6 protein-coding genes and 1 pseudogene are annotated in these 11,510 nt (G+C 65.0%); 5 read left to right on the forward strand and 2 right to left on the reverse strand.

Going from position 1 to position 11,510, the window contains the following annotated elements; all coding sequences use genetic code 11:
• Positions 1 to 641: 641 nt before the first annotated feature.
• The gene (locus AB8Z38_RS21870) at positions 642 to 1,448 is read right to left on the reverse strand and encodes an N-acyl homoserine lactonase family protein (protein ID WP_369719878.1); all 807 of its coding nucleotides are present in this window, start codon (positions 1,446 to 1,448) and stop codon (positions 642 to 644) included.
• Positions 1,449 to 1,818: 370 nt separating this feature from the next.
• Between AB8Z38_RS21870 and AB8Z38_RS21875 the strand changes: the two genes are divergently transcribed.
• The 4 genes and pseudogenes from AB8Z38_RS21875 to AB8Z38_RS21890 all read left to right on the forward strand — a co-directional run bounded on the left by AB8Z38_RS21875 (position 1,819) and on the right by AB8Z38_RS21890 (position 8,382).
• The gene (locus AB8Z38_RS21875; RefSeq protein WP_369719879.1) at positions 1,819 to 3,333 is read left to right on the forward strand and encodes a caspase family protein; all 1,515 of its coding nucleotides are present in this window, start codon (positions 1,819 to 1,821) and stop codon (positions 3,331 to 3,333) included.
• A 140-nt stretch (positions 3,334 to 3,473) separates the two neighbouring features.
• Positions 3,474 to 4,145 (forward strand): OmpA family protein, encoded by a 672-nt coding sequence (locus AB8Z38_RS21880; protein WP_369719880.1) that lies wholly within the window; start codon positions 3,474 to 3,476, stop codon positions 4,143 to 4,145.
• Between the two features lie 144 nt (positions 4,146 to 4,289).
• Positions 4,290 to 5,219: an efflux RND transporter periplasmic adaptor subunit gene (locus tag AB8Z38_RS21885; RefSeq protein WP_369719881.1), complete on the forward strand. Its 930-nt coding sequence runs from the start codon at positions 4,290 to 4,292 to the stop codon at positions 5,217 to 5,219.
• Positions 5,219 to 8,382: pseudogene (locus tag AB8Z38_RS21890) on the forward strand (efflux RND transporter permease subunit). The gene AB8Z38_RS21885 and the pseudogene AB8Z38_RS21890 overlap by 1 nt, the downstream one beginning before the upstream one ends.
• 77 nt (positions 8,383 to 8,459) lie before the next feature.
• Here the strand turns inward: AB8Z38_RS21890 and AB8Z38_RS21895 are convergent.
• Positions 8,460 to 9,134 carry a Crp/Fnr family transcriptional regulator gene (locus AB8Z38_RS21895; protein WP_369719882.1) on the reverse strand — a complete coding sequence of 225 codons (675 nt, stop codon included), beginning with the start codon at positions 9,132 to 9,134 and terminating at the stop codon, positions 8,460 to 8,462.
• A 261-nt stretch (positions 9,135 to 9,395) separates the two neighbouring features.
• On the opposite strand from AB8Z38_RS21895, the gene AB8Z38_RS21900 reads away from it, so the two are divergent.
• A complete protein-coding gene (locus AB8Z38_RS21900) occupies positions 9,396 to 11,474 on the forward strand; it encodes an AsmA family protein (RefSeq protein ID WP_369719883.1) in 2,079 nt (692 codons plus the stop codon).
• Positions 11,475 to 11,510 lie beyond the last annotated feature (36 nt).

Below are 11,510 nucleotides of genomic sequence, written 5' to 3' on the forward strand. Positions count from 1 at the left end.
GCGCATGGCGAGAAGTGCGGCACCCATGTCTCCAAAAAGCAAAGAGCCATGTTTCGCATAATCGGCCGGCGAATTGCTTTGGAAGGCGGCGATTGTCCGCTCCAGAAGCTTGGGCAGCACAGGCCGAAAATCGTAAGCGACACGAGTCGCGCCCATCCGATGCAAATAGTCTAGCCCCCAGATGGTGCCGGCCGCGCCATAGTAAAAGCTGGGGTTCCCATCTCCAACCCCTTCGTCGCTAGGGTGAGCCGGCCAGAATGTGTCGGGATCGAAATGAGCAACCGCATCGGCCGCAATTTCTTCGATCGCGCTCCGAACAGTCGATTCACTCCAGTCGTCCTGTGCAAGCGGACGATGACGTCCGGCGGTAATCATGGCGTAGGGGCTCCTGAGCACTGTCCATCTAGCACTTCAGATGAAGCAAGCAAGGATCGCGCGGTTGAACGAAAGCTATCTAAAAGCGTGCCGCGCGGCAAACCAACCGTGCCTGAACGGGTCCATGGGTCGCAATATTGCGCCTGTCCAATGGGTCCGCTCGGAGATCTGGTAATATCCGCTGTCGCCCACTTTCGAGGCGCGACGGACTCATACGCGCCCCGAGTTCGGCCTGAGCTACTAGGTACACGCCTAGTTTGCTGCCGTCACTTCGCAAACGACTTCGTCGGCGGCAGATGCAGTGCCCAGGCATCGACCTTGTCGCTGGCGCGCGGATAGATCTGCGTCACGATCGGGTCGTGTCCGGGAATGAACCGGTCGGGATGGCCGGCGAGGCGCTCGATCGTCTCCCAGCCCTGCGCCATGTCGCCGACGTTGTAGACGATCGGAAACGGGCTGCGGCGCTGGAGGTTGGCGTAATAATGCGCGGCATCGGAGGCGAGCACCACCGGGCCGCGCGCAGTCTCGACCTTGACGACCTGCAAGCCGTCGGAATGGCCCCCGACGCGATGCACGGTGACGCCGGGCGCGACCTCGCCATCGCCCGAATAGAAATTGACGCGCTCGCCATAGACATGGCGCACCATCTGCGTGACGTGCTCGACCGAGAACGGATGTCGCAGCAGTCCGTTGCACATGCAGCGCCCGGTCGCGTAAGCCATCTCGCGCTCCTGGAGATGAAAGCGCGCGTTCGGGAAACGATCGAGATTGCCGGCATGGTCGTAATGCAGATGTGTCACGATGATGTCGCGAATGCTCGACGCCGCGACGCCGAAGCGCTCCAGCGCATCGACCGGGTTGAGCGTCAGCTTGCGCGCGCGCAAGCTCGCCTCCTCGGCATTGAATCCGGTATCGACCAGAATATCGCGGCCGCCGCCACGGATCAGCCAGACGAAATAGTCGAGGTCCTGCGCCGCGCTGTCGTGCGGATCCGGCGCCAGGAAATTCATGCCGGGGGTGCGCGGCGACATCGTCGCATAGCGCAGCGCATAGATTTCGTAGGCGTTTCCCATGGTTTTTGCTTTTATCTGAGGAGGACTGCGGAACGATCCCGCGCACCAAGCCATCGTCGGCCGCAAAGGTCAAACATTGCAGGTTGCGGCCGACGCGGGTCCACAATGTGAGACCAATCACATTTTCCGTCGTCAGTGCCGGCCTAGCATGGCCGCCAGACCCCAGCACCCGAATGCATCGAGCAGAGCCATGACCGCCGCATTATTCCCCTCGCAGCTTGCCCGTGCGGCGCGGTCAATTGTCGCGATAACGCCGAATCTCCAAGCAGTTGACGCCCCCTCTCCCCGGTTTGATAATGCCCCTTGCGTAAGTTAAGGTCGCCGCGGCGCAAGCTGGACACGGCGCCTTTTTGGCTGGACCGCGCTCATTATGAAAATTCGCTTCCTTCTTTGTCTGCCATTGCTTGCATCGCTGATCCCGACCGCGCCATCGCTGGCGGCCGGCGACCGCTTTGCGCTGGTCATCGGCAATGCCAAATATCCGGACGCGGACGCCCCGCTGAAGGAACCGATCAACGACGCGCGCGACGTCGCCGACGAGCTCAAGCGCGACGGCTTTTCCGTGGAGGTCGGCGAGAACCTGACCGCCGACGGCATGCGCCGCGCGTTCGACAAGCTCTACAGCAAGATCAAGCCGGGCTCCGTCGCGCTGCTGTTCTACAGCGGCTTCGGCATCCAGTCGGCACGCCAGAGCTTCATGATCCCGGTCGATGCCCAGATCTGGACCGAATCCGACGTCCGCCGCGACGGCTTCAGCATCGAGACCATCCTCGGCGAGCTCAATACCCGCGGCGCCGGGGTCAAGATCGCGCTGATCGATGCCTCCAGGCGCAACCCGTTCGAGCGTCGGTTCCGCAGCTTCTCGGCCGGATTGACACCGGTGATCGCGCCAAACGGCACGCTGGTGATGTATTCGGCCGCGCTGGCCTCGGTGGTCTCGGACGCCGGCGGCGACCACAGCCTGTTCGTCCAGGAGCTGCTGAAGGAAATCCGCGTCCCCGACCTAATGGCGGAGGAAACGCTGAACCGCACCAAAATGGGTGTCACCCGCGCCTCGCGCGGCGAGCAGGTGCCGTGGATATCCTCCTCGCTGGCCGAAGATTTCTCGTTCATTCCCGGCGCCGGCGGATCGCGTCCGACCGCGACGGCGCAGCCACCGGCCCCTCCTGCGCCGCCGGCTCCCGCCGTCGCGAACAATGCGACTCCGCCCGCCCCACCTCCGGCACCGGTCGTTGCAAACAATCCGCCGCCGGCGCCTCCCGCGCCGCCAGCACCATCGCCGAAGCCGCAGATCGAGGCCGCTTTGCCGCCGCCGCCCCCGCCGGTCAAACCGGCCGATATAGCAACCGCGCCGACCACGGAGAGCGGTCCGAGCCAGGCCATGCTGGCCGAGGACCCCACCATCAAGAGCCTGACGGCGAAGATCGCCGCCAATCCGGACGACGTGAATGCGCTGTACCGGCGCGGCCAGGTCTATGCCAGCAAGGGGGCTTTCGGCCTCGCCATTAAGGATTTTGACGACACGCTGCGGATCAATTCGAAGGACGTCGAAGCCCTGAACAACCGCTGCTGGACCCGCACCGTGGTCGGAGACCTCCAAGGTGCGCTGAAGGATTGCAACGAGGCGCTGCGGCTGCGGCCCAATTTCGTCGATGCGCTGGACAGCCGCGGGCTCGTCAACCTGAAATCCGGAGCGGCCAAGAACGCCATCGCCGATTTCGACGCCGCGCTGAAGATCAACCCGCGCCTGACCTCCTCGCTCTATGGGCGGGGGATCGCCAAGCAGCGCAACGGCTCGGCCCAGGAAGGTGCGCTCGACATCGCCAATGCCAAGGCGATGGACCCGAACATCGTTCAGGAATTCGCAAGCTACGGAGTACGTTGATATTTTTTGATTTGAGGCCGGACGCATCTCGAACCCCCGACGGCCCGGCGAAGACTAATTCAACGGATGCCGCGAGCGGCCTTGCCGGCGGACTGCTACAGGAATTTGGATCGGCGCGGGCTGCGCAGGAGGGACTGGCAATGAGATTGGCTGCAAAAGGACTGACCGCAATCCTGTCCATCATCACCATCGGCGCCGCGCTGTCGCTGCCGGTCTCGCCCGCGCGCGCAGGCGACGACGGCAACAGCAAGAACGTCACCGAGGACGAGATCGTGCGCGCCTTGGCGCCGCCGCCGAAGAAGCCCTTGACCCGCGGCCTCTCGATCGGTCCGCAAACCGATCCGGCGCCGAGCGCGGCAGACGCCAAGCTGCTCCAGACCATCCGCGGCCGTGCAACGCGCTCGCTGTCGTCGACCGAGCGCGAGGAGATCGCATCGGCCGCCAAGGACAAGCCCAATATCGACCTCGAAATCACCTTCGACTACAACTCGGCCGATATCAGCGCCAAGTCGCTGCCGTCGGTGCAGGCGCTCGGCCGCGCGCTGACCAGCCCCGACCTGAAGGGTTCCACCTTCGTGGTCGCCGGCCACACCGACGCCGCCGGCGGCGAGGCCTACAACCAGGAACTGTCTGAGCGTCGCGCGGATTCGATCAAGCGCTATCTCGTCGACAAATACGGCATCGCCGCCCCCGACCTCGTCACCGTGGGCTACGGCAAGAGCAAGCTGAAGGACCCGAGCCAGCCGATGGCGGAGGTGAACCGTCGCGTGCAGGTCGTCAATATGGAAAACAAGACCACCGCATCGAAGTGACCACGACTTAATCCGTTGAAGTGACAAGTCGTGATGTGGTGTAAAGTCTTGCTTCCAAAGCGCGTCCTGCAGCCTTGCGGGACGCCGCTTGGTTTCAGGGAAACGCCCCCCAGCAACCACGAGCCAGGCCAGGATGATCCGGCGATGAACGTCACCGAATATCTCAAGCCTGCCGGAACCGTGCTCTTCATCGTCGCGCTCGGAATCGGCTATTACTGGTTCGAGCACCGGCATCGCCCGGAGGCAAAGGACACGCCGGGCGAGGCGCTCGTCATCGTGACCAAATCCACCAATGCCTGCTTTTCCGACCTCGTACGTGTGACCGGCTTCTTCGTGCCGCGGCGCGAGGCGGTGGTCATCGCCGACCAGGAAGGATCGAAGGTCACCGACCTCTTCGTCACCGAAGGCGCGGTCGTCACCGACAATCAGGAGCTGGCGCGGCTGACGGCGCCGCCGCAGATGCCGGGCCAGCCGCAACGGCAAGGTCCGCAAGGACCGATCTCGCTGAAGGCGCCGGCCCCTGGCCTCATCACCGAGGTCCGGACCATCGTCGGCGCGCCGGCCTCGCCGCAGGCCGGGCCGATGTTCCGCATTGCCGTCAGCGGCGAGATCGAGCTCGACGCACAGGTTCCGGCCGTGCATATGCCGAAGCTCAGCCCCGGCGCGACGGTGCGGATCAGCAGGGATGACGCCGCCGACCTGATCGGCCGGGTCCGCCTGGTTGCACCGGAGATCGACCGCGCCACGCAGCTCGGCCACGTCCGCATCAGCGTCACCAACAATCCGTCGCTGAAGATCGGGACGTTCGCCCGCGCCTCGATCGACGCCAAGCGAAGCTGCGGCGTCGCGGTGCCGAAGACCGCGATCGACCATCTCACGGTTCAGGTCGTCAAGAACAACACGATCGAGACGCGCAAGGTGCGGGTCGGACTGACGTCCGACAGCCAAACGGAAATCCTGGAAGGGCTCGACGTCGGCGAAATCGTCGTGGCCGACGCCGGTTCTTCGCTCCATGACGGCGACCAGATCAAGACCATGTTCGCCGATGAACTCGATCGCACGCGGGTACGCTGATGGCTCTCAATATCTCGGCATGGTCGATCCGCAATCCGCTGCCGTCGGTGGTGTTTTCGATCATCCTGCTGATCCTCGGCTGGGTCTCCTTCACCAAGCTCGCGGTGACGCGGCTGCCCTCGGCCGACATCCCCGTGATTTCGGTCGCGGTGTCGCAATTCGGCGCGGCGCCGACCGAGCTGGAGTCCCAGGTCACCAAGACCGTTGAAGACGCGGTCTCCGGCGTCGAGGGCGTGCGGCACATCACCTCGTCGATCACCGACGGACTATCGGTCACCACCATCCAGTTCGCGCTCGAGACCAACACCGACCGCGCGCTCAACGACGTCAAGGACGCGGTGACGCGCGTGCGCTCCAATCTGCCGCAGAACGTCACCGAACCGCTGATCCAGCGCGTCGACGTGATCGGCCTGCCGATCGTCACCTATGCCGCGATCTCGCCCGGCAAGACGCCGGAGCAGCTCTCCTATTTCGTCGACGACGTGGTCAAGCGCGCGCTGCAGGGCGTGCGCGGCGTCGCCCAGGTCGAGCGTATCGGCGGTGTCGAGCGCGAGATCCTGGTCTCGCTCGATCCCGACCGACTTCAGGCGATGGGACTGACCGCGGTCAATGTCAGCCAGAGCCTGCGCGGCACCAATGTCGACGTCGCCGGCGGCCGCGCCGAAATCGGCAAGAACGACCAGGCGATCCGCACGCTGGCCGGCGCCAAGACGCTGAGCGACCTCGCCGGCACCATGATCCCGCTGTTCGGCGGCGGCGAGGTCCGGCTCGACGATCTCGGCACCGTCACCGACACCATTGCCGACCGCCGCACCTTCGCCCGCTTTAACGGCGAGCCGGTCGTCGCACTCGGCATCAAGCGCTCCAAGGGCGCCAGCGACGTGGTGGTCGCCGCCGCCGTGCAGAAGCGCATCGACGCGCTGAAGGCGGCCTATCCCGACGTCGACCTGAAACTGATCGACACCTCGGTCGAATATACCAAGGGCAATTACGAAGCGGCGATCTCGACCTTGTTCGAAGGCGCGATCCTTGCGGTCGTGATCGTGCTGTTGTTCCTGCGCGATCTGCGCGCCACCATCATCGCCGCGATCTCGCTGCCGCTGTCGATCTTCCCGGCGTTCTGGGCGATGGACATCCTCGGCTTCTCGCTCAATCTCGTCAGCTTCCTCGCCATCACGCTCTCGACCGGCATCCTGGTCGACGACGCGATCGTCGAGATCGAGAACATCGTACGGCACATGAACATGGGCAAATCGCCCTACCGCGCCGCACTGGAGGCCGCCGACGAGATCGGCCTCGCCGTCATCGCGATCTCGCTCACGATCATCGCGATCTTCGCGCCGGCGAGCTTCATGTCAGGCATTGCCGGACAGTTCTTCAAGCAATTCGGCATCACCGTGTCGGTGCAGGTGTTCTTCTCGTTGCTGGCGGCGCGCTTCGTCACGCCGATGCTGGCGGCCTACTTTCTCAAACATGGCAATCACGAGGAGCCGCCGCCGGGCCGGGTGCTGCGCGGCTATCATAAGGTCGTAACCTGGTCGGTGAGGCACTATTTCATCACCGTCCTGATCGGCTTCGGGATTTTCGCCGCCTCGATCTGGAGCATTACGCTGCTGCCGCAGGGCTTCCTGCCCGCGCAGGACAGCGCCCGCTCGCTGCTCGCGATCGAGCTGCCGCCGGGCACGCAGCTGTCCTATACCGAGAAGGTCACGGAAGACATCGTTGCTCGCCTGCGCAAGCGCTCCGAAGTGAAGAGCATCTTCGTGGATGGCGGCCGCGTCCCGCCCGGGACGCAGGAAGTTCGCCGCGCCGCCCTGATCATCAACTACACGCCCAAGACCGACCGCGACATCACCCAGCGCGAACTCGAATTCTCGATCAGCCAGGAGCTGGAGAACATCCCCGACATCCGGTTCTGGTTCCTCGACGAGAACGGCTTGCGCGCGATCTCGCTAGTCGTCACCGGCGTCGACGCCAACATCGTCAACAACGTCGCCAGCGAACTTGCGACGCAGATGAAGCGAATTCCGACCATCTCCGACGTGATCTCGGAAACCTCGCTGGAGCGGCCCGAACTGCGCATCGAGCCGCGCGCCGATCTCGCCGCGCGCCTCGGCGTCTCGACCGAAAGCCTGTCCCAGACCATCCGCGTCGCGACCATCGGCGATGTCGGCCCGGCGCTCGCCAAATTCGACGTCGGCGATCGCCTGGTGCCGATCCGCGTACAGCTCGAAGATGCCGCGCGCGGTAATCTGAAGACGCTGGAACAGTTGCGCGTGCCGCTCGGCGAGCACGGCGAGAAGGGCGGCGTGCCGCTCTCGGTCATTGCCGACGTCAAGCTCGACCAGGGTCCGACCAGCATCAACCGCTACGACCGCGAACGGCAGGCGACCGTCGCCGCCGACCTCGTCGGTGCCGCGGCGCTCGGCGATGCCACCAAGAAGATCTACGATCTTCCGGTCATGAAGAGCCTGCCGAAGGGCGTGAAGGTCTCCCCTCCGGCGATGCCGAAAGCCTCAACGAACTGTCCGATGGTTTTGCCACCGCGATCACCGCGGGCCTGATGATGGTCTATGCGGTGCTGGTGCTGCTGTTCGGCACCTTCCTGCAACCGATCACCATCCTATTCTCGCTGCCGCTCTCGATCGGCGGCGCGATCGCGGCCCTGCTCGTCACCGGCAAGCAGCTCACGACGCCGGTGTGGATCGGCATCCTGATGCTGATGGGCATCGTCACCAAGAACGCGATCATGCTGGTGGAATTCGCGATCGAGGCGATCCATGCCGGCAAGGCGCGCGACGAGGCGATGATCGACGCCGGCATGAAGCGCGCCCGCCCGATCGTGATGACCACGATCGCGATGGCCGCCGGTATGATGCCGAGCGCGCTCGCGGTCGGCGCCGGCGGCGAGTTCCGCTCACCGATGGCGCTCGCGGTGATCGGCGGCCTGATCTTCTCGACCATCCTGTCGCTGGTGTTCGTGCCCGCGATGTTCATGGTGATGGACGACCTCGGCGCCCTGATCTGGCGCTTCGGCAAGCGCCTGATCGTGCACAGCGAGGATGCGGAGACCGGTGATCATCATGCCGCTGCGCCCACCGGCGCTATGCCCGCCGAAACGGGACCGGTGCCGAAGCGCGTCGTGCACCCGGCCGCGGAGTAGTCGCGGCACCAATGTCAGCGAGGCGCTTCTGACGAGCTACTCGCTATGAGGGTAGCGAAACAGACGGGCTGCGTCCCCTACTCGTTCCGCGCAATCGCCGTCAGCTTGGTCATGTTCCTGAGCAAAATCCGCCCGCGCTGCAGATCCAGGATCGCCTCCTTGCGCCAGGCCTGAAGCTGGCGGTTGACGCTTTCGCGGGCGGCGCCGACGAAGACGCCGAGCTGCTCCTGCGAGATGTGCACCTCGGAACCGAAATCGGCGGCGAGCGCGCAGAGTCGCCGCGCCAGCCGCACCGGCAGCGGCTGCAACATGGATTCTTCCATACGCTCGCTCTGCCAGCGGATGCGCTGGCACAGCAGCCCGATGATCTTGATCGCGACCTTCGGCTCGCGCTCGAGGAAGGCCAGGAAGTCTTCGCGCCGCAGCACGAACAATTCGCTGACCTCGCCTGCGGTCGCATCCGCGGTGCGGCTCTGCCCATCCAGCACCGCGACTTCGCCGAACAGATCGCCCGGACCCATAAAGTTCAGCGTCAGCCGGCTGCCGTCGGAGGCACCGGTCTCGATCCGGACCTGTCCGCGCCGCACGCCAAACAGCGCATCGCCGGGATCGCCCTTCTGGAACAGCACCTCGCCGTTCCCCAGATGCTGGGTGTGGCACAGATTGGACAGCCGCTGGAGCTCGTCGGTGCCGAGATCAGCGAACATCGCATTCATCTTCAGAATGACCGCAAATTCGGCCTGCTTGCTCATTTCAAAGTCCTTGTGAATGTCTTTGGCCAGTTGGCCCGGCCGGTTTCCTCGGCAAATCGCTTGGAAGCATCAACTTCAGAATCGCGTAAAACCGCGCTGGAGAAGTGTGTCACAAGTCACACAACTTTACAGCTCCCCCGGACTATTTTTGTCCGCTTGGAGCGGCTTCCCGTCCGGGGATAAACTCAGGCGTAATCGACGGATGCAAAGGACGGGTATCTGCCGGGTTCGGCATCGCTCGTCCGTCGTTGGAAAATCGACATGAGAGCAGTCAAATTCGCCGGCGCGGCATTGGCCGCCGTCATCATCGTGATCGCGCTTCTGCTCGTGGTCGGGATCCCCTCGGGCTTCCTGACCGCGACGATTGCCTCACGCCTCGAGAGCGCCACAGGCTATCGCCTGTCGGTCGACGGCACGACGAAAATCAGCCTGTGGCCGACGCTGAACATCACGCTGAACGACCTCGCGCTTGCCGACCCCAGGGACCGCAGCGGCATCACCCGCCTGACGATCGATCGCGTCCAGGTCGACATGTCGCTGTCCAGCCTGTGGTCGGGCCACCCGAACATCAGCGAGATCATCGTCAGCCATCCCGTGCTCTACCAGCCGCTGCTGCGCGAGCGCCTGCCGAACGCCGATGCATCGCCGAAGCCGCTCGCGCTCGACATGGATGGCGCGAGCATCGACCGCATCAAGATCACCGACGGCGAAGTCGCATTCGCGCGCGTGCGCGACCGCGTCGAAAGCCACGTCAGCGCCATCAATGCCGACGCCGTGCTGGGCCGCGACCGCAAGATCAATGTGACCGGCACCGCGCGGGTCGGCGAGCACCCGACCAAATTCGACATCAAGGCGGCGGCGCCGACGCTCCCGATCGAGCGGCAGACTGTCCCGGTGGATTTCGCCATCGACATGCCCGACGTGTTGACGTCCCGGCTCGCGGGCCATGCCGAGCTGCGGCTCAACAGCGGGGTCGTGATGATCAACGGCGTCAACGGCACGCTCGGCGACGACGCTTTCAACGGCTGGGCTTCGGTCGACATCGCGAGCAAGCCGCTGGTGAAAGTCGATCTCGACTTCCAGCGGCTCGCGATTCCGCTGGCGAAATCGCGCGACGGCGGCTCCGGCCAGCCCTGGAGCGATGCGCCGATCGACGTCTCCGGCCTCAACTATATCGACGCGCAAATCCGGATCTCGGCGAACGAGGCCGTGATCGGGGAGGCGAGCCTTGCGCCGCTGGCGCTCGATGCAAAACTCGCCGGCGGCATCTTGAAGGCCGGCACGGCTAATCTCGGCGCCTATGGCGGCCAGGTCTCGGGCGAGGTGATCCTCGATGCGACCAGCGGCGCGCCGAGCTTTGCGATGCATTCCGACCTGGTCGGCGTCCGTGCGCTGCCGCTGCTGCAAGGCCTCGCCGAATTCGACCGCATCGACGGCAAGCTGCAGGCCAAGCTCGCGCTGCGCAGCGCCGGCGCCAGTCAGCGCGCGCTGATGGCCAATATGCAGGGCACGGCCTTCGTCAGTTTCCAGGATGGCGCCATCCGCGGCATCAATGTCGCGCAGATGATCCGCTCGCTGACCTCGGGAACGCTGTCCGGCTGGCAGGACAACCAGAACGTCGGCGACGCAGAGAGCACCGATCTGTCGCAGCTCTCCGCCTCCTTCCGCATCGACAAGGGCCAGGCGGTGACCACCGATCTCAACCTGGTCGGACCGCTGGTGCGCGTCACCGGCGCCGGCACCGTCGCGCTCGACACCAAGATGATGGGCTTTCGCGTCGAGCCGAAGCTCGTCATGACGACCGAAGGCCAGGGCCGCGCCTCCGAGCCGGTCGGCTTCGGCATCCCCGTGATGATCCAGGGCTCGTGGTCGCAGCCGCGGATCTTTCCGGACATGGCGGGCATGCTGGATAATCCGGATGCCGCCTATGCCAAGCTGCGCGAGATGGGCAAAGGCCTGTTCGGCCCCGATGGCGGCGGGCTCGGCAATCTTCTGGGCAGCCTCGGTAACCTCGGTGGTAACCTTGGTGGTAATCCTGGCGGCAATCCTGGGACCGGCGGCGCCGCGCCAAGTGGCGGCAACGCCGCCGGCAGCGCCAATCCGCAGGCGCAGCCGCCGGGGCAGAACAATCTGCTCGGCGGCCAGCTCGGGGAAGCCATCGGCAATCTGATCCAGCAGGGGCTCTCGAACGGTGCCGCGACAGGCACCGGGCGAAGCCGCAGCCTGCCCGCAACGCCGACAACGCCGCAGGCGTCGCCCGCGCCCCCGGACGACCCGCCCCCACCGCAGCAGGACAGCCAGCCGATGAATGACGTGATGCGGCAGCTGTTTAACCGGTAGTTCGCGGACCCTCGCGCGGGTAACCACGCCGGTCGC

Origin of the sequence: Bradyrhizobium sp. LLZ17 (assembly GCF_041200145.1) — a bacterium.
In the GTDB taxonomy this organism is placed as follows: Bacteria; Pseudomonadota; Alphaproteobacteria; order Rhizobiales; family Xanthobacteraceae; genus Bradyrhizobium.

What these genes read in the sequence shown, in the direction of transcription:
- AB8Z38_RS21870 (WP_369719878.1), bottom strand. Translation starts at nt 1,448, where the DNA reads ATGGGAAACGCCTACGAAATCTATGCGCTGCGCTATGCGACGATGTCG.
- AB8Z38_RS21875 (WP_369719879.1), top strand. Translation starts at nt 1,819, where the DNA reads ATGAAAATTCGCTTCCTTCTTTGTCTGCCATTGCTTGCATCGCTGATC.
- AB8Z38_RS21880 (WP_369719880.1), top strand. Translation starts at nt 3,474, where the DNA reads ATGAGATTGGCTGCAAAAGGACTGACCGCAATCCTGTCCATCATCACC.
- AB8Z38_RS21885 (WP_369719881.1), top strand. Translation starts at nt 4,290, where the DNA reads ATGAACGTCACCGAATATCTCAAGCCTGCCGGAACCGTGCTCTTCATC.
- AB8Z38_RS21895 (WP_369719882.1), bottom strand. Translation starts at nt 9,134, where the DNA reads ATGAGCAAGCAGGCCGAATTTGCGGTCATTCTGAAGATGAATGCGATG.
- AB8Z38_RS21900 (WP_369719883.1), top strand. Translation starts at nt 9,396, where the DNA reads ATGAGAGCAGTCAAATTCGCCGGCGCGGCATTGGCCGCCGTCATCATC.